The organism is Variovorax sp. GW821-FHT09D05, from assembly GCF_059416325.1.
Genome location: NZ_JBWKOZ010000001.1, coordinates 329788 through 347739, shown reverse-complemented (window position 1 = coordinate 347739; position 17952 = coordinate 329788). Strand labels below are relative to the sequence as shown.

General features: G+C 66.4%; 20 protein-coding genes. 12 read left to right on the top strand and 8 right to left on the bottom strand.

Annotation, left to right across the window (positions count from 1 at the left end; translation table 11 throughout):
• Positions 1-22: 22 nt before the first annotated feature.
• The 4 genes from AC07O3_RS01635 to AC07O3_RS01620 are packed head-to-tail and all read right to left on the bottom strand — an operon-like array spanning position 23 to position 2946.
• Positions 23-760, bottom strand: a complete 738-nt coding sequence (locus AC07O3_RS01635; protein WP_309148836.1) for an amino acid ABC transporter ATP-binding protein — start codon at positions 758-760, stop codon at positions 23-25.
• On the bottom strand, positions 738-1427 hold the full coding sequence (locus tag AC07O3_RS01630; RefSeq protein ID WP_093078204.1) for an amino acid ABC transporter permease: 690 nt from the start codon (positions 1425-1427) through the stop codon (positions 738-740). Before AC07O3_RS01630 ends, AC07O3_RS01635 begins: the two co-directional genes overlap by 23 nt.
• Positions 1427-2095 carry an amino acid ABC transporter permease gene (locus tag AC07O3_RS01625; protein ID WP_093078203.1) on the bottom strand — a complete coding sequence of 223 codons (669 nt, stop codon included), beginning with the start codon at positions 2093-2095 and terminating at the stop codon, positions 1427-1429. The genes AC07O3_RS01630 and AC07O3_RS01625 overlap by 1 nt, the downstream gene beginning before the upstream one ends.
• A gap of 17 nt (positions 2096-2112) precedes the next feature.
• On the bottom strand, positions 2113-2946 hold the full coding sequence (locus tag AC07O3_RS01620; RefSeq protein WP_093176751.1) for a transporter substrate-binding domain-containing protein: 834 nt from the start codon (positions 2944-2946) through the stop codon (positions 2113-2115).
• 228 nt (positions 2947-3174) lie between these two features.
• On the opposite strand from AC07O3_RS01620, the gene AC07O3_RS01615 reads away from it, so the two are divergent.
• Genes AC07O3_RS01615 through AC07O3_RS01590 form a run of 6 tightly spaced genes read left to right on the top strand, consistent with a single transcriptional unit; the run spans position 3175 to position 8710 of the window.
• Positions 3175-3477: a (2Fe-2S)-binding protein gene (locus AC07O3_RS01615; protein WP_177192816.1), complete on the top strand. Its 303-nt coding sequence runs from the start codon at positions 3175-3177 to the stop codon at positions 3475-3477.
• The gene (locus AC07O3_RS01610) at positions 3470-4918 is read left to right on the top strand and encodes an FAD-dependent oxidoreductase (protein ID WP_495338413.1); all 1449 of its coding nucleotides are present in this window, start codon (positions 3470-3472) and stop codon (positions 4916-4918) included. The genes AC07O3_RS01615 and AC07O3_RS01610 overlap by 8 nt, the downstream gene beginning before the upstream one ends.
• The gene (locus AC07O3_RS01605; RefSeq protein ID WP_495338412.1) at positions 4915-6063 is read left to right on the top strand and encodes an NAD(P)/FAD-dependent oxidoreductase; all 1149 of its coding nucleotides are present in this window, start codon (positions 4915-4917) and stop codon (positions 6061-6063) included. The genes AC07O3_RS01610 and AC07O3_RS01605 overlap by 4 nt, the downstream gene beginning before the upstream one ends.
• Before the next feature lie 11 nt (positions 6064-6074).
• Complete coding sequence (locus tag AC07O3_RS01600) at positions 6075-7010, top strand: dihydrodipicolinate synthase family protein (protein WP_093051945.1); 936 nt, start codon at positions 6075-6077, stop codon at positions 7008-7010.
• A gap of 28 nt (positions 7011-7038) precedes the next feature.
• Positions 7039-8451: a dihydropyrimidinase gene (gene hydA / locus AC07O3_RS01595; RefSeq protein WP_495338411.1), complete on the top strand. Its 1413-nt coding sequence runs from the start codon at positions 7039-7041 to the stop codon at positions 8449-8451.
• Positions 8420-8710 (top strand): FmdB family zinc ribbon protein, encoded by a 291-nt coding sequence (locus AC07O3_RS01590; RefSeq protein ID WP_495338410.1) that lies wholly within the window; start codon positions 8420-8422, stop codon positions 8708-8710. The genes hydA and AC07O3_RS01590 overlap by 32 nt, the downstream gene beginning before the upstream one ends.
• A 61-nt stretch (positions 8711-8771) precedes the next feature.
• On the opposite strand, the gene AC07O3_RS01585 is transcribed toward AC07O3_RS01590, so the two are convergent.
• From AC07O3_RS01585 to AC07O3_RS01570, 4 genes are read right to left on the bottom strand one after another with little or no spacing between them, the layout of a single operon-like run.
• A complete protein-coding gene (locus tag AC07O3_RS01585) occupies positions 8772-9524 on the bottom strand; it encodes a LamB/YcsF family protein (protein ID WP_495338409.1) in 753 nt (250 codons plus the stop codon).
• A 51-nt stretch (positions 9525-9575) separates the two neighbouring features.
• Positions 9576-10589, bottom strand: coding sequence for a 5-oxoprolinase subunit C family protein (locus tag AC07O3_RS01580; RefSeq protein WP_495338408.1), 1014 nt, complete (start codon positions 10587-10589; stop codon positions 9576-9578).
• Positions 10586-11350, bottom strand: coding sequence for a 5-oxoprolinase subunit PxpB (pxpB, locus tag AC07O3_RS01575; protein ID WP_495338407.1), 765 nt, complete (start codon positions 11348-11350; stop codon positions 10586-10588). Before pxpB ends, AC07O3_RS01580 begins: the two co-directional genes overlap by 4 nt.
• Positions 11351-11385: 35 nt before the next feature.
• The gene (locus tag AC07O3_RS01570; protein WP_093051958.1) at positions 11386-12315 is read right to left on the bottom strand and encodes a LysR family transcriptional regulator; all 930 of its coding nucleotides are present in this window, start codon (positions 12313-12315) and stop codon (positions 11386-11388) included.
• Positions 12316-12484: 169 nt separating this feature from the next.
• Here AC07O3_RS01570 and AC07O3_RS01565 point away from each other — a divergent pair, with 169 nt between their 5' ends.
• From AC07O3_RS01565 to AC07O3_RS01540, 6 genes are read left to right on the top strand one after another with little or no spacing between them, the layout of a single operon-like run.
• The gene (locus AC07O3_RS01565) at positions 12485-13273 is read left to right on the top strand and encodes a putative hydro-lyase (RefSeq protein WP_495338406.1); all 789 of its coding nucleotides are present in this window, start codon (positions 12485-12487) and stop codon (positions 13271-13273) included.
• Positions 13274-13332: 59 nt separating this feature from the next.
• Positions 13333-14580, top strand: coding sequence for an ABC transporter substrate-binding protein (locus AC07O3_RS01560; protein WP_093051963.1), 1248 nt, complete (start codon positions 13333-13335; stop codon positions 14578-14580).
• On the top strand, positions 14577-15455 hold the full coding sequence (locus AC07O3_RS01555; RefSeq protein ID WP_093051966.1) for a branched-chain amino acid ABC transporter permease: 879 nt from the start codon (positions 14577-14579) through the stop codon (positions 15453-15455). The genes AC07O3_RS01560 and AC07O3_RS01555 overlap by 4 nt, the downstream gene beginning before the upstream one ends.
• On the top strand, positions 15455-16498 hold the full coding sequence (locus AC07O3_RS01550; RefSeq protein WP_495338405.1) for a branched-chain amino acid ABC transporter permease: 1044 nt from the start codon (positions 15455-15457) through the stop codon (positions 16496-16498). Before AC07O3_RS01555 ends, AC07O3_RS01550 begins: the two co-directional genes overlap by 1 nt.
• Positions 16495-17226 (top strand): ABC transporter ATP-binding protein, encoded by a 732-nt coding sequence (locus AC07O3_RS01545; RefSeq protein ID WP_093078184.1) that lies wholly within the window; start codon positions 16495-16497, stop codon positions 17224-17226. Before AC07O3_RS01550 ends, AC07O3_RS01545 begins: the two co-directional genes overlap by 4 nt.
• On the top strand, positions 17216-17923 hold the full coding sequence (locus tag AC07O3_RS01540) for an ABC transporter ATP-binding protein (RefSeq protein WP_093051974.1): 708 nt from the start codon (positions 17216-17218) through the stop codon (positions 17921-17923). Before AC07O3_RS01545 ends, AC07O3_RS01540 begins: the two co-directional genes overlap by 11 nt.
• Positions 17924-17952 lie beyond the last annotated feature (29 nt).

Here is a 17952-nt window from a genome sequence, read left to right as displayed (position 1 = left end):
CCGGCAGCGGCGCACGAGCCGATCAGTGCCGCAGTATCTTGCCGACGAACTCGCGGGTGCGTGCCTCGCGGGGTTCGTCGAAGATCTGCCGCGGCGCGCCGATCTCGACCACATGCCCGTCGGCCATGAAAACGACCTTGCTCGATACCTCGCGCACGAAGCCCATCTCGTGCGAGACGATGAACATCGTCATGCCCTCGGCCGCCAGGAGACGCACCGTGTCCAGCACTTCGTTGACGAGTTCGGGGTCGAGGGCGGCCGTGACTTCGTCGAGCAGCAGGATGCCCGGCTGCAGCGCCAGTGCCCGCGCGATTGCCACGCGCTGCTGCTGGCCGCCCGACAGCTGGTCGGGGTACGCCTTCAGCTTGGCGCCCATGCCCACCTTCTCGAGCAGCTGGATCGCATAGTCCTCGACCTGCTTGCGCGGCCTTCCCTTGACCTTGATCGGTGCGACGGTCACGTTGTCGAGCACCGTCATGTTCTGGAACAGGTTGTACTGCTGGAACACGATGGCCATCTGCGAACGCAGGCGGCGCAGCTGCTCGCGGTCGTTGTAGTCGAGCGCCTGGCCGTCGATGCGCACCTGGCCCTCGATCGGCGGCAGCAGGCCCATCAGCACGCGCAGCAAGGTGCTCTTGCCCGAGCCCGACGGGCCGATGAGGCTGACGATCTCGCCCTTGTCGACCGACAGGTTGATGCGCTCGAGTACGGTGTGTGAGCCGTAGTTGGCCTTCAGGTCAACGATTTCGAGTTGGGGCAAGCTTTTTCTCCAGGTGTTTTCCGAACCGGGCAAGCGGATAGGACAGCATGAAATAAAGGGCCAGCACCGTGCCGTAGACAAGCGTGGCCGAGAAGCCCTTGTTGTTCATCGTCTTGCCGGCAAAGGCCAGTTCGACGACACCGATCTGCGAGGCCAGCGCGGTGTCCTTGATGAACAGGACGAAGAAGCCGAAGACCGGCGGAAGAATGATCTTCCAGGCCTGCGGGACGATCACGAGGCGCAGCGTCTGCAGGTAGCTGAAGTTCATCGCCGCCGCAGCGTCCCACTGGTTGCGGTGCACCGATTCGAGCCCGCTTCGCACGATCTCGGCGATGAATGCGGTGGCGATCAAGCAGACGCTGATCAACGCCACGGTGAACATGGCGAGGTCGGCGTTGAGCCCCTGGAAGATGAAGAACACCAGCATCAGGGTAACGAGGAAGGGGATGCGCCTGAACAGCTCGACGAAGACCGTCGAAGCAACGCGCAGGGGCCGGCCTGCCGGCCGGGTGTCCAGCCTCACGGCCGCGAGCAGAAAGCCCAGCGAGAACCCGACGACGCAGCCGATGGCCGACAAGGCAAAGGTCACGCCCAGCGCCTTCGCGAAGAAGAGCAGGTTGTAGTAGCTGAAGAAACGAGGCAGCTCCTGGAGGATCTGGTCGAGCATCAGAACCACCTCATCTTGGCGCGGAAGAATCGCTTTCCGACGAAAGCGAGCGACAGCGTGGCGATCAGCGTGATCACGATGTAGAGCACCGCGGCAACCGAGAACACCTCGATCGAACGGAAGGTCTCGGAGTTGATGTTGTAGGCCCTTCCGGTGAGTTCCTCGACACCAAATACGGCCGCCATCGACGTGCCGAGGGTCATCAGGATGTACTGGTTGGACAGCGGCGGAAACAGCACGCGCACGATGTGCGGCAGGATCACGTAGCGGATGGTCTGGATGCGCGAGAAGCCCAGCGTCTCGGCGGCCTCCAGTTCAGGCAGGCGCACCGATTCGAAGCCCGCGCGCTGGATCTCTGTGAGGTAGGCACCGGCATTGAGCGTCATGCCGATCAGCACGGCCTGGTACGGCGACAGCAGGATGCCGGCATCGGGCAGCGCGAAGAAGATGAAGAAGATCTGAACCAGCTGCGGCGTATTGGTGAAGAACACCACGTAGGCGCCGACGATGCGACGCGCCCAGCGCGGGCCGTAGGCGCGCACCGAGGCACCGCCAAGGCCGAGCAGCATTCCGAGGGCAAACGCGAGGAACGCGATCTGCAGGCTCAGCCAGGCGCCGCCGATCAGATAGGGCAGGCGCTCCAGCACCGGTGTGTAGTCGAATTGCATGCCCTCCCCTCGCGGCCTTATTTATAGGTCGGTGCGGTGCGCGGATCGTGCAGCATCGGGCCGCCGAACCACTTCTTCCAGCGTTCGTCCACGTAGCCGCTCTTGTGCATTTCCTTGACGGCCGCGCTGAGTTTCTCGCGCAAGGCGTCATTGCCCTTCTGCACGCCGATGCCGCAGAAGTAGACCTCGATCGGTGCGTCCACGATGCGCCAGTCGACCTTGTGCTTGGCCGTGTGCTCGGTCATGAAGTCCATCACGTCAATCATTGCATCGGCCCGGCCCTGGGCAATGGCGCGCACCGCATCGGGGTAGTTGTCGAGCAGCAGCAGTTGCGCCTTGGGCAGCTTTTCCTGTACCAGCTTCACGGGCGTGGCGCCGCGCACCTCGACCAGTCTCACTGCCGGGTCGTTGAGCTCCATCCAGTCCTTGTAGGGTTTGGCCTTGGTGGTCAGCACGCCCAGCACCTCGGTGTGCAGCGGCACGGTGAAGTCGATCACCTTCTGGCGCTCGGCCGTGATCGTCATGGCGCCGAGCACCGCATCGATCTTGCCGCTGCTCACGAAGGGAATGCGGTCGGGCGAGCCGACCTGCACGATCTCGGTCTTGACGCCCAGCAGTTCGCCGAGCTTGCGCGCGATGTCCACATCGAAGCCGTCGATTTCATTCTTGTCATTGAAGATGCCCAGCGGAGGCAAGGTCGGATTGACGCCGATCACGAGCTTCTTGCTGGCCACGATTTCATCGAGCGTGCGTGCCGAGCCCGTGGCCGGCAGGCCCATCAGCGCCGAACCCAGCGCGAGCGATCCGGCAACCAGGAGGGTGCGGCGGATGGTGTTCCTTATCTGCTTCATCGAGAAAAACTCCTAGAGGGTGAAGGTTGAACCAGTCGCCGAAGCGGCCCGGATGTCGGGAAAAACGGATGCAAGACGAATGCCAGATCGCATTTTGTCTTCAAAAAATATAAGATATATATATTGAATGTATACAATAAACTTCGAGCGGTCCAGTCCAGGCTTCCAGTTCGCGTTTACCCGTTCATTCCGTCACTTCCTCTCATGACGAAAAGCTCAACTTCTGCGATGCCATCGCTGCGCGCCGACCAGGCGGTGCAGCGCGGACCTGCGGTGCGTTTCATGGCCGACGGCTGTACGGTCGACGCGTTCGAGGGCGAGAGCGTCGCGGCGGCGCTGTTTGCCGCAGGACAGCGCGAACTCCGGCGCAGTCCGCGCGACAACGCACCGCGCGGAATGTTCTGCCTCATGGGCTCCTGCCAGGAATGCCTCGTATGGGTCGGCGGGCGCAAGCTGCCGGCCTGCCAGGTGCCGGCGGCGGCGGGCCTGGAGATCGAATCGCTCGACTACCGGGAGCAGCGTCTTGGCTGAAGCGCCCCCTTCCCCCATCGATCTGCTGGTGATCGGCGCCGGACCGGCCGGCGCACGCGCCGCGCTACGCGCGCAGGCCTGCGGCCTCGACGTCCTGCTGGTCGATGAGAACTCCGACGCGGGAGGACAGGTGTGGCGTCCCCTGCCCCCGGGCTTCACGCGGGCGGCGGGCATTCGGCCCTCGGCCGAAGCCGTACAGGGCGACGCCCTGCGTGCCGAACTGAGCCGATCCGGCGTCCGATGCCTGTTCGGTCACAAGGTGTGGAACGTGGGCAGCAGCCTTCGCACCGACCTGATCGGCCCCAAGGGCGTGACAAGCTGGCAGCCGCGCGCATTGCTCGTGGCAACGGGCACAACCGAGCGGGTCGTTCCCTTCGCCGGCTGGACCCTGCCCGGCGTCATCGGGCTGGCCGCCGCCACGATCCTCCTCAAGTCGCAGAACATGCTGCCCGGGCGCCGCACGGTGGTGGCAGGCAGCGGCCCCCTGCTGCTGGCTGTGGCGAGCGGCATCCTCAAGGCCGGCGGCGAGGTCGCTGCCGTGCTGGACCTGTCCAGCCGGGCCGATTGGCTGCAGACCTTGCCTTCGCTGGCAGGCCGGCCCGATCTGCTGTGGCAAGGCGTGCAATGGAAGGCGCTCCTGCGCAACGCGCGTGTGCCACTGCTCTATCGCCACGGCATCGCGTCAGTCGAAGCGCTCGGCGACGGATTCCTCGTTCACGCGCGGCAGGTCGACATGACCGGTGCGCCCGTTGCGCATGCCGCGCCTGTGGCTTTCGAGGCGGACGCTGTTGCGGTAGGGCACGGCCTTGTGCCGGGCACCGACGTCACCAGGCTGCTGCGTGCGCGCCACCGCTACGAAGCGGCGCGTGGCGGCTGGATTGCCGAGACCGATGCGCAGGGCCGCACCTCCGTCTCCGGTCTGTACGTCGCGGGCGACGGGGCTGGCATTGCCGGTGCCGCCGCAGCCGGCGCCCACGGCGAGCTTGCTGCCGTGGCCTGCGCCCACGATCTGGGCCGATTGACGGCCGAGGCCCACTCGCGCGAACGCGATCGACTGCTCGCGCAATGGCACAAGCCCGCCCGCTTCGGGCGCGCGATGGCGGGTCTGATGGCACTGCGCGAAGGCGCCGTCGCGAGCATTGCGCCCGACACGGTGGTTTGCCGCTGCGAAGACGTGACCCGAGCCGAGATCGATGCCGCCGCGCGCGACGGCGCCCGCGACATGAACCAGCTCAAGGCCTGGACACGCTGCGGCATGGGCCCCTGCCAGGGCCGTACCTGCGGGGACATTGCGGGCGCCCTGCTCGCTGCTCACGCGGGCAGCCGCGAAGCCGTGGGGTGCTTCACGGGCCGGGCCCCGCTGCGTCCGGTCTCGCTCGCCGAGGTGGCCGGCAACTACACCTATGCCGACATCCCGATCCCGAAGGCGGCGCCGCTGTGAGCGGCAAGGTGCGCTCCTCGGCCGCATACGACGCGGTCGTGATCGGTGGCGGTGTCATGGGCTGCTCGACCGCGCTGCATCTCGCGCAAGGCGGCATGCGGGTCGCACTGGTCGATCGCGGGCCCCTGTGCCGCGAGGCATCCGGCGTCAACGCCGGCACGCTGACGCTGCACATGACACGCGCCGCGCTGGTGCCCTATGCGATGCGCGCCTGGCAAATGTGGATGGACGCCGAGAAATGGCTGGGCATGGGCGTGCTCGCAACCCATGTGCCGGGCCTCACGCTGGCCTTTACCGAGGCCGAGTGCGAACTGGTCGAACTGCGCGCCAAGGCGCGCCGCGAATACGGCGCGCCGATCGAAGTCATTTCGCCGGCGCGCGCGAGGGAGATCGAGCCCGGCGTGCACCCCGGCCTGCTGAAGGCGGGCTATTGCGACATCGATGGCTTCGCGAGCGCCTATCTCACGGGCCGCGCCTTCCGCCATGCGCTCACGGCTGCCGGCGTCGACGTGCTCGAGAACGCGCCCGTCGAGGGCGTCGACTCCGGGGACGCGGGCCACGTGATCCGCTTTGGCGGCGCGGCGAGCCGGCCGCCCTTGCAGGCGACGCGCGTGGTCCTCGCAGGCGGGGTGTGGATCGAGAACATGCTCGCCTGGCTCGGCGTGCAGATCCCGATCAAGGTGCTGATCAACCAGCTCATCATCACCGAGCGCATGCGACCGGTGATGCGCACCGTGCTCAGCGTCGCCAACGGGTTGTTGTCTCTCAAGCAGTTCGCCAACGGCACCGTGCTGATCGGCGGCGGCTGGCAGGGCGAAGGCGACCGCGAGCGCGGTGGCGTCGAGGCCCGTCCGCAGAATCTCGTGGGCAACATGCGCCTGGCGGCCTATGCCCTTCCCGCCCTGGCCGAGGCCCGCATCGCGCGCATCTGGCTCGGCCTTGAGGCCGAGACTGCCGACGCCATGCCGATCATCGGCGACGTGCCCGGCGTGCCGCGGGCCTACGTGGTCGGCAGCGCCCACTCGGGCTACACCAGCGGCCCGTTCATGGGCCGGATCATGGCCCAGCACATCCTCGGGCAGCAGCCCGAACTGCCTCTTTTCGATCCCGCCCGCCTGTTGGGCATGCCGATGCCCGGCACTTGATAACCCGCTCCATGATTCCCCAACAACCCGACGCTTTCCACGGCATCTATGCCGCCACCCTGTGCCCGCTGCTCGACGACGGCCGCATCGACGAAGCAACGCTGGCGCGCCATCTCGAGGCCAACGCCTTTGTGCCGGGCATGAAGGGCCTGCTGATCAACGGCCATGCCGGCGAGAACTTCTCGCTCTCGCGCGAGGAAAAGCGCCGGGTGACCGAGATCGCATTCGAGGTTTGCGGCGAACGATCGCTGCTGGTGTGCGGCATCAATGCCGAAGACAGCTTCGAGGCCCAGCGCCATGTCGACGACGCCAAGGCGGCCCGGGCCGATGCCGCGCTGGTCTTCCCGCCGTTCTCGTGGGCACTCTCGCAGGACTCGCGCATGGCGGTAACGCACCACCGGATTGCCAATGCCAACGCGCAGATGCCCCTGATGCTCTACCAGGCCGGCGTCAACGCAGGCACCCTCGCCTATCGTCCCGAGGTGCTGGCAGAGCTCGCCCAGATGCCGCATGTGGTCGGTATCAAGGAAGGAAGCTGGGAGGCGGCGGCCTATGAGGCCAACCGCCGCTTGGTGAAGCGGGTGGCGCCGCACGTCGCGATGATGGCCTCGGGTGACGAGCATCTGCTGACCTGTTTCGCGATCGGCAGCGAAGGCAGCCTGGTGAGCCTGGCCGCGGTCGTTCCCGAACTGGTGATCGACCTCGACCTTGCGATCAAGCGTGGTGACCTCGCGCAGGCCCGCAATCTCAACGACCGCATCTACCCGCTCGCCAAGGCGATCTACGGCACCGCGCCCGGCGGATATGCCACGGCGCGCCTGAAGACCTGCCTCAAGCTGCTGGGCCGCTTTCCGAGCGACGCCATGCGCCCCCCGATAGGACCGCTGCCGCGCGATGAAGTCGCGGCACTGGAACGTGCGCTGGCCGAGGCCGGCGTGCACGCCTGAACCGAGCCGACCAAGGAGAGCCCCGCCCATGACCCGCAAGATCATCCGCAACGGCCGCATCGTCACGGCCGTGGACGACTACACCGCCGACCTGCTGATCGACGATGGCTGCATCGTCGCCATTGGCCGCGCACTCGATGTCGGAGCCGACGTCGAGGTCATCGACGCCGCCGGCATGCTGGTGCTGCCCGGCGGGGTGGATTGCCACACCCACATGGACAACACCTTCGGCGACTCGACCACCTGCGACAGCTTCGAGTCGGGCACGCGTTCGGCCGCTTTCGGGGGCACCACGACGATCGTGGACTTCGCCTTCCAGCGCAAGGGCGTGAGCGTGCTCGAGGCCATCGAGCGGGCCCGGGTGAAGGGCGCCGACGGGGCCTGCATCGACTACGGCTTCCATGTCATCGTGACCGGCGTGGACGACCAGGCGCTGGCCGACATGCAGCACGCGATCCGGCATGAGGGGGTTTCGAGCTTCAAGATGTTCATGGCCTACCCGGGTTCGGTGATGGTCGACGACGCGGCCATCTTCCAGGCCATGCGCATGGTCGGGCAGCACGGCGGCATGATCGCCCTGCACGCCGAGAACGGGACCATCATCGAACTCCTCATCAAGGAGGCGCTCGCGCAGGGGCACACCGCACCCAAGTACCACGCGCTCACACGGCCGGCGATCATGGAAGGCGAAGCCACGCACCGCGGCATCAAGCTCGCCGAGCTCGCCGACGCACCCGTGTACTTCGTCCATCTCTCGGCCAGGGAGGCGCTCAAGCATGTGGTCGAGGCCCGGGACATGGGGGTGCCGGTGTTTGCCGAAACCTGTCCGCACTACCTGTTCTTCGACGACAGCGCCTACGACAGCGAAGACTTCGATCTGGCGCGCTACGTGATGAGTCCGCCGCTTCGCTCCAAGGAGTCGCAGCAGGCCTTGTGGACCGCACTGCGCACCGACGACCTGCAGCTGGTTTCGACCGACCATTGCCCCTTCTGCATGAAGGAAGGGCACCTGGGGCGCGTGAACCAGAAGCCGTACGGCCGCAATGATTTCTCGAAGATCCCCAACGGCGTACCCGGCGTGGAAACACGCATGGCGACGCTCTACGACGGCGGCGTGCGCGCCGGCCGCATCTCGCTCAACCGCTTCGTCGAGCTGGTGTCCACGGCGCCCTCGAAGCTGTTCGGACTGTTTCCGCAAAAGGGCACGATCGCCGTCGGCAGCGATGCCGACCTGGTGATCTTCGACCCCGATGCGCCGCACGTCATCTCGGCGAAGACACAGCACGGCAACTGCGATTTCACGCTGTTCGAAGGCCGGGGCGTGACTGGGCAGGTTAAGAAAGTGCTGTTGCGCGGCAAACTCATCGTCGACGGCGATCGATGGCTCGGCAAGACCGGCAGCGGCCGCTATGTGGCGCGTGGTGAATCGGGCGGCTGGTAGCTCCATGCCCACCTACGACTACGCCTGCCCACGCTGCGGACCATTCGTCGAACGGCGGCCGATGGCCCTGTTCGATCGGCCAGCGCCCTGCCCCGCATGCGGGTCGGAGTCCGGCCGCGTGCTGAGCGTGCCCGCTTCACTGGGTGGGCAGCGAAGCGGCGAAAAGTTGAGGCATGCTGCGGCGCAGAGCGACGGTTCGAGCTATCGGCGACTCCAGCAGAGTGGCGTTTGCGCCTGCTGTCCGCGAGCCGGTGCCTGAACCTCCAGGCGGGACCAGGCAGGCCGCGCCGATCGCAGCAAGGGTGTGCAGTGGAAAACGCTCAGGTCCGCGCGATGGCAATGCCGTCGGCCAGCAACGCCTCGCGGATTCGCCGGGCAAACACGACGGCGCCGGGCTGGTCGCCGTGAAGGCAAAGGGTGTCGGCGGTCACCGGCACGTCCACGCCGTTCACGGAGCGAACGACACCCTCGAGCACCATGCGCCGCACCTGTGCGATGGCCTGCTCGACGTCCTCGATCATGGCGCCCGGCTGCGAGCGCGGCGTCAACGTGCCGTCGTCCTGGTAGCTGCGGTCTGCGAAGACCTCGGAGCACACCGCCAGGCCCTTGTCGCGCGCGGCCTGGGCCATATTCCTGTTCGCCACGAAGAGCTGCAGCGTCGGATCGAAATCGAACACCGCCTGCGCCACCGCTTCGGCGAGCGCCGGCTGCCGCACGGTCATGTTGTAGAGAGCGCCATGGGTCTTCACGTGGTGCAGCGATGCGCCCTGGGACCGTGCAAAGCCCTGCAGCGCGCCGACCTGGTAGATCACCAGCGCATAGACCTCGGCCGGCGACATGTCCATCGCGCGTCGCCCGAAGCCCTGGCGGTCCGGCAGGCCGGGATGGGCGCCCAGCGCCACGCCGCTGGCAATGGCCGCACGCACGGTCTTCATCATGGTGTCGGGGTCGCTCGCATGAAAGCCGCAGGCGATGTTCGCGGAGGTCACGTGCGGGAGGATCTCGAGGTCTTGCCCCATGACCCAGGGGCCGAAGCTCTCGCCCATGTCGCAGTTGATGTCGATCGATGGCATGGCAGTGTTTCCTTGTACCTTGTGAGTGGGCGCGTGCGGCTCGATGCGGGCTCAGGCGAGCGCGTGCGCGGCCATCTCCCGCACCAGCGCCAGCCGGTCTTCGAGATCGAGCCATGCCTGCTCGGCCGCATGCTGGGCCACCGGAGTGAAGCGGATGGACGCGCCCGGAAGCGCCTGGGCCAGGCGCGGGAGGTCGGCGCTCGCGACATAGGCGATCTTGGGATAGCCGCCCGCGCTTTGACGGTCGGCCATCAGCACGATCGGCTGACCGTCGGGTGGCACTTGCACCGTGCCGAAACTCGTGGCCTCCGAAATCATCTCCAGCGGCTGCGTGAGCTGCAGGCCGGGGCCTTCGAGCCGGTAGCCCATGCGGTTGGAGCGCGACGAGATCGCGAAGGGCTGGCTGACAAAACGCTCTCTCGCCTCGGCAGAGAAGGCGTTCCACTGCGGCCCCGGTATGAAGCGAACGCCTTCGGGCGATCCGTCCGGCAGTTCGGTGCCGATGCGCGCTGCCGCCACGAACGGCAAGCCGCTCTGCACCAAGATGCGCTCGAGCGCCAGCGTGGGCGCATCCGGGTCCGACGCAGCGAGGGGCACCCGGTCGCTCTTGCGTAACGCCCGCCCCTCGTGACCACCGAAGTTTCCGGGCAGATACGTGCTGCGACTGCCGAGCACGGGCGTCGTCGCGAAGCCGCCGCGCACCGCCAGGTACATCCGGGCGCCGCTGCTGCGCTCGCCGAAAGCCAGCGTCACGCCGCGGCGCAACAGCACGGCACAACCCATGGGAACGGGCCGGTCCCCTGCGGTGATGCGGACCTGCGCGCCGCAGACGGCCAGCAGCGTGTCCCGGGTGAATTGAACGGCGGGGCCGGTCAGCGTGCATTCGAGCACGGCCGCATCGTCGGCATTGCCGACCAGCATGTTGGCAGTCCGGTGCGACCACTCGTCCATGGCACCGGTCACCGGAACGCCATGATGCTGATGGCCCAGGCGCCCCAGGTCCTGCACCACCGAGAACATGCCCGGCTGCAGAACCTGCATGTGCGCGAACGAGCTCCTGGTCATGACCTGGGCTCCTGCATCTGCGCGAATTGCGAAGGCGAGATCGGATGGAAGCGCACCCGGGCGCCGGGCTGCATCCGCGTTGGCGGGGTCTTCGTCACATCGAACATGCTCCACGGGGTACGGGCGATCACGTTCCAGCCGCCGGGCAGCGCCGTCTGGTAGATGGACGTGATGCCGTTGGCGATGGCGACCGACCCTGCCTCCACCAGCAGGCGCGGCGTCGCGCGGCGCGGGACCTTCAGCCGGGGATCGACCGGACCGAAGAACGGGTTGCCCGGAGAGAAGAAATAGACGTAGAGCGACATCGGCGCCGCGGAATGCAGACCGACGACTTCCTCGGCCGTCAGGCCGCAGCGCCGGGCCACATCCTCCAGGTCGGGGCCGTATTCGCCGCCATAGCAGGCGGGGATGTCGATCACCTGGTCGTTCACTGGCAGCGTGGGAATGTCACGGCCCAGCAGCCGCTCGATGCGCCGTGCCAACTGAAGGGACGCCGCCCCCTGGCGTCGCGCGAATGCGAGCGGTTGATAGTGCAAGGCCACGGTCGTGAATGCGGGCACCACATCGAACACGCCAGGCAGGTTTGCCGATGACAGATATGCAGCGACGTTCTGCACGGTGCGACTGGTCTCTGCACCGACCTGATCGCCCAGACGCACCAGGAGGCATCGATCGCCCACCGGTTCGATTTGCCAGCCCGTGAGACGGTGCGCTGAGCCGCTGGCCCGACCGGGAGGAATCGTCGGCATCGCATCTTGCATGTTGGTTGAAGGTATTTTCAAGTTTGGTATGCCAGTCAGCCGAGGTGCTGCACCCACTGGGTGCCGCAACGCCTGCAATACGCCTTGCACGCCTGTCGCGCGATGTCGGCGGTGCGCAGCACGATGGGCGTCGCATTGGACTGGTGCGAGAGCGCCACGCCGAGTGAGGGTGGCGCGGGCAACGGCAGCACCACGAGCTCGCCGCGTTCGATGTGTTCCCTGACCAGCAAGCCGGGGATGATGCCGACACCGACGCCTTCCCGCACCAGCGACACCAATGCCGCCAGCGACGGTGAACCGGAGATGCGCAGATCGCCCTGCGCCATGCCCTGGCGCGCCGCGAGCTGCTGCGCGAGATTGACCGCGGCGATGTGCGGTGTCGTACCGCGCACCTGCGTCAGCAACTGGTGCGAGAGTGTCTTGCGCAGTGCGTCGCGCTTGGGGATGAGCCCGCGCCTGGCGACCCAGTGGATCGGCAACGACATCAGGTCTTCCATGACCGAATAACTGCTGCCGACCTCGTTGCTCACCCGCAGGATGAAGTCCAGGGTGCCCCGCATCAACTGGTCGGCCAGATCCACGGTGAGGTCGACCGTGAGATCGACTTCGACCTGCGGCAGTTGGGTCCGCATCGCTTTCATGAAGTCGGGCAACCAGGTATGCACGGCCGTCTCGAGCACGCCGACGCGGATGCGGCCGCCGATCGCGCTGCCGCTTGCCGCAGCAGCCTGGATGGCGCGCGTTGCCTCCAGCACACCTTCGGCATGGCGCAGCAGGCGCGCGCCATCCGGCGTGATGCGCATGGTCTTGTGGTCGTAGTCGAACAGCGTGACGCCCAGTTCCTCCTCGAGACTGCGCACACGCATCGAGATGGTCCCGGGCGTGGCATTGAGGTGCTCCGCCACGCGGCGCACGCTGCAGATGCGGGCCAGCATCACGAAGGTCTCGATGAATTTGGTGTTCACTTGCTCCTGATCCAGTGCGCGAGCGCACTACGTTGCAGCCTCATTCCCCGGTGTGGGGCGTGCGCTGTTCAATTTCTCTGAACAGTGCCCGCGCAAATTCCTCGATGGACGCGGTGCACTGCGATTTCTACAGTAAGCAAATTCCTTGCTCACTTCCTTCGAGAACCCGATGAACTCCACGATCTGGATGAATCCTGACGATCTGCGCCGCGAGATTCGGGAAGGCCGCTTCAGGGGCCCGACCGCAGGCCACAGCCCCGGCTATACACAGGGCAACCTGGCGATCCTGCCGCGCGAATTCTCCGAAGAGTTCCTGCGCTTTTGCCGCCTCAATCCGAAGGCCTGCCCGGTGATCGGCGTCAGCGAGCCCGGCGACTGGCGCGTGCCCGAACTCGGCGAGGTAGACCTGCGCACCGATGCACCGGCCTACTGCGTGTTCCGCGACGGCGAGCCGGCCGGCGAAGCGCTCGACCTGCGCGAACTGTGGACCGACGACATGGTCGGCTTCGTCATCGGATGCTCGATGTCCTTCGAAGAAGCCTTGCTGGAGGCCGGACTGCCGATACGCCACATCGAGCAGGCCACCACGGTGCCGATGTACGACACCAGCATCGCCAACATCCCGAGCGGCCGCTTCGGCGGCACGATGGTCGTGAGCATGCGGCCGATGACGCCGCAGCAGGCCATCCGGGCGATCCAGATCACATCGCGTTTTCCTGGCGTGCACGGCGCGCCGGTGCATTTCGGCGACCCGGCGGCCATCGGCATCCGGGACATCGAGCAGCCCGACTACGGCGAGCGCTCCGAGATCCGGCCCGGCGAAGTGCCGGTGTTCTGGGCCTGCGGCGTGACACCGCAACGCGCAATTCGCACAGCGCGCCCGAAACTTGCAATCACCCACAAGCCTGGGCAGATGCTGGTCTCGGACGTCCGCAACAGCCACCTCGCGGTGTTCTGACTTTTCATCGCCTTCACGCTTCCTCCCCGATTCACCCCTGCAGTACCGGAGATTCATTCATGAAACGCAGACAAGCCCTCATTGGCATTGCCGGCACCGTGGCATTGAACGGCGCCTTCACCCAGGCCCTGGCCCAGAAAGGCGAGGTCGTCATCGGTGTGATCTACCCGTTGACGGGGTCCAGCGCGCAGGTCGGCGTGGACAGCAAGCACGCGATCGACACCGCACTTGAAATCATCAACACCGCCAGCACGCTCGACCTGCCGGGTGCCCGGAATGCCGGCCTTGCAGGCCTGGGGAACGCAAAGGTGCGGGTGGTCTACGCCGACCACCAGGGCGACCCGCAAAAGGGCCGCTCCGAGGCTGAACGCCTGATCACGCAGGAGAACGTCTGCACCATCGTGGGTGCATTCCACTCGGCCGTCTCCGCCACGGTGAGCGCCACTTGCGAACGCTACGAGGTGCCCTATCTCTGCGCCGACTCGTCTTCCCCGAGCCTGAGCCGGCGCGGCCTGAAGTACTTCTTTCGCACCTCCGCGCATGACGAGATGTTCAGCGAGGCCATGTTCGACTTCATGGACGCGATGAAGGGCAAGGGCAAGCCGATCGGCAGCGTCGGCATCTTCTACGAAGACACCATCTTCGGCACGGACTCGTCCGCCGTGCAGCGCAAGCTGGCCAACGAGCGGGGCTACAAGATCGCCTGCGACATCAAGTACCGCGCCAACTCGCCCTCGCTGAGCGCCGAGGCACAGCAGATCAAGACGGCCAACCCCGACGTCCTGCTGCCCTCCAGCTACACCAGCGATGCGATCCTGCTGACCAATGCGATGGCGTCGATCGGCTACAAGCCGAAGAACCTCGTGACGCAAGCGGCCGGCTATATCGAGAAGCCCACGCTCGAATCGGTGGGCGACAAGCTCCAGGGCATGATCTCGCGCGCCAGCTTCTCCGCTGACATGGGCGACAAGCGGCCGTCGGCCAAGGCCGTGAACGACATGTTCAAGGCGCGCGCCGGACGCGACCTCAACGACCAGACCTCGCGGGTGTTCACCGCGATGATGGTGCTGGCGGAGGCCATAGACCGCGCCAGATCGGTCGAGCCGAAGAAAATCCGCGAGGCACTGGTTGCCACCGACATTCCCGGCGAGAAAACCATCATGCCGTGGAAGCGCGTGAAGTTCGACGCCACGGGCCAGAACACATTTGCCAGCCCCGTGCTGATCCAGTTCAAGGCAGGCAAGTTCTCGACGGTGTTTCCGTTCGAAGTCGCAACCGCGACGCCGGTCTGGCCGATGAACCCATGACCGCCTCCGCCCTACCGCAGATCCTGGCCACCGGCTTGCTGATGGGGCTGATCTACGCCCTCATCGCCGCCGGCCTCTCGCTCATCTTCGGGCTGATGGACGTGGTGAACTTCGCCCATGGCGAGTTCCTCATGCTCGCCATGTACGCGACGTTCGGCTTCGCGGTGTTCGCACATCTCGATCCGGTGCTCTCGCTGCCGCTGGTGGCGGCCGTCATGTTCATTGTCGGCGCGAGCGTCTATGCGGGCGTGGTGCGGCATGCGATGCGCTCCAAGGTCAACACGGGCATGGTCCAGATCTTCTCCACCTTCGGCCTGGCGACGCTGATCCAGGGCGGTGCGCAGTTCTTCTTCACGCCGGACTTCCGCAATGTCGACCACACCTGGCTCAGCGCGAAGACGCTCGACCTCGGCGGCATCTTCCTGCCCTGGTCGCAGATCTTCGGTGGCCTCATCTCACTGGTCGCCTTCGGCGGCCTGTACCTGATGATGACGCGCACCGACTTCGGCCGGGCGCTGGAGGCCACGCGCGAGGACAAGGGCGCGGTCGCGCTGGTCGGCATCGACAGCAACCGCGTGTTCGCGCTCGGCTGGGGCCTGGGTGCGGCGCTGGTCGGCGTGGCAGGCGCGGTGCTCGCGACCTCTTATGCCATTCATCCCCAGGTGGGAGCCGGCTTTGCGACCATCGCCTACATCACCGTCGCGCTCGGCGGCTTCGGCAGCGTGTTCGGCGCGCTCGTCGCGGGCATCGTCGTCGGGCTGGTCGAAGCCCTCACTGCCAACATCCTGCCGCCGGCCATGAAATCGATGGGCATCTACGCGCTCTACCTGGTCGTCATCTTTCTTCGCCCGCAGGGGCTGTTCGGGAAGCTTTGATGTCCATCCCATCTTCCCCTGCGGCTGTGCCGTCTTCTTCGTCTTCGTCGTCTTCTTTGCTGGGCGGCGTCACCCGGCATCGGCGCCGCCAGCTCATCGAGGCGGTGGTGGTGTTCGCACTCATCGCCCTGCTGCCCCTGCTGGTGAAGAACGCCTACCTGCGCAACGTGATCGTGCTGACGCTGATGTACGCCGCCCTTGCGCAGAGCTGGAACATCCTCGGCGGCTACTGCGGCCAGATCTCGCTCGGCCACGCGCTGTACTTCGGCGTTGGTGCGTATGCGGTCAGCAAGCTCTATGTGAGCTACGGCGTGCTGCCTTGGTTCGGCATGCTCGCCGGTGGCGGGCTGGCGGTGTTGCTGGCCCTGGCGCTCGGCTACGGCACCTTCCGGCTGAAGGGCCACTACTTCTCGATCGCGACCCTGGTGATCGCCGAGATGGGCCTGCTGATCGTCCACAACTGGGACTGGCTCGGCGGCGCCACGGGCATCCAATGGCCCTTCGGCCCTGACAGCTGGGCCACGCTGCAGTTTGCGCGAGACAAGACGCCCTACATCTTCTTCGCGCTCGGGCTGCTCGTCGTGACCTGGCTGCTGACCTTCTTCATCGAAGGCTCGAAATGGGGCTACTGGTGGCGCGCCGTGAAGGACCACCCCGAAGCTGCCGAAAGCCTCGGCGTGACCGTGTTCCGGTCCAAGATGGCGGCCGCCGCGCTGTCGGCCTTCTTCACCGCGATTGGCGGCGGCTTCTATGCGGCGTTCGTGTCCTACGTCGATCCCGACAGCGTGATGCACTTCAGGTTCTCGCTGCTGATGGTGCTGCCCGTGGTACTCGGCGGCATCGGCACGCTGTGGGGGCCGATCCTCGGCGCTGCGATCCTCGTGCCGCTGTCGGAGTTCACGCGCAGCTACGTCGGCGGCTCCGGCGGCGGCCTCGACCTGATGCTGTACGGCGGCCTCGTCATGGCGGTTGCGCTGCTCAAGCCCGAAGGGCTGATCAAGCTGTTCGCAAAGAAGACCCGGATCCGGGAGGCTGCACGATGAGCATCGACATTCTGCTGGAGACGATCGACGTCACGCGCCGCTTCGGCGGCCTCGTCGCGAACCGTGACGTGAGCATCCGCGTGCACCGGGGCGAGATCCTCGGGCTGATCGGGCCCAACGGCGCGGGCAAGTCGACCCTGTTCAACCTGATCGCCGGCGCCTATCTGCCGACCTCGGGCAGCATCCGCTTCGACGGCCGCGACATCACCGAACTGCCGGCCACGCGCCGCTGCGCGCTCGGCATTGCGCGCACCTACCAGGTCCCGCGCTCCTTCGATTCCATGACGGTGCTGGAGAACGTGATGGTCGGCGGCTTCGTGCGCCACGCCTCGTCGAAGGCGGCTCGCCTGGCCGCACTGCAGGTGCTCGACTTCACCGGCCTCTCGCGCACGGCCGGCACCCTCACCGGCGAACTCACGCCACCCGAGAAGCGCCGCCTGGAGGTTGCACGGGCGCTGGCCACCGAACCCAAGCTGCTGCTGCTCGACGAAGTGCTCACGGGCCTCACGCCGAGCGAAGCGCAAATGGGCGTCGAGCTGATCCGGCGCGTGCGCGACGCGGGCATCACCGTCGTCATGGTCGAGCACGTGATGCAGATCGTGATGCCGCTGGTCGACCGCGCCATCGTCCTCAACCTCGGCACCGTCCTTGCCAGCGGCAGCCCCGCCGACGTCGTGCGCGACCCGGCGGTGATCTCCGCCTACCTTGGAACACGCCATGCTGCTTGAAGTCAATGGCCTGACCACGGCTTATGCCGGCATGGTCGCCATCGCCGATATTTCGGTGTCCGTGAACGAAGGCGAGATCGTCGTCGTCGCCGGTGCCAACGGTGCCGGCAAGTCGACCCTGCTCCAGTCGATTGCCGGGCTGGTCAAGACGCAGTCGGGCCAGGTCCGCTTCGCCGGCGAGGCCATCGATGCCCTGCCCGGCCACCAGATCGCCGCGCGCGGGCTGGCGTTCGTTCCCGAGAGCCGGCGGCTGTTTCCGCGCCTGTCGGTGGAAGACAACCTGCGCCTGGGCAGCTACCTGCACCGCAAGAAGGCAGACCGCGACGCACCGCTGGCCCAGGTGTTCACGCTGTTTCCGCGCTTGAAGGAGCGCCTGAAGCAACGGGCGGAGACGCTGTCGGGTGGCGAGCAGCAGATGCTGGCCATCGGCCGCGCCTTGATGACGCGGCCGCGTCTTCTGATGCTGGATGAACCCTCACAAGGAATCATGCCCAAGCTGGTCGACGAAATCTTCGAGGCGGTCCTGACGATTCGCAAGGCTGGCGTGACTGTGCTTCTGGTCGAGCAGCGCCTGGCTGAAAGCCTGGAGATCGCGGAGCGTGCCTACGTGCTGCAGACAGGCCGACTGATGCTGTCAGGCAAGGCAGCCGAGGTGCGCGACAACCCCGAAGTACGTCGCGTGTATCTGGGCATGTGACCCTTCTTCGCAGCATCAACTGAGGCCGT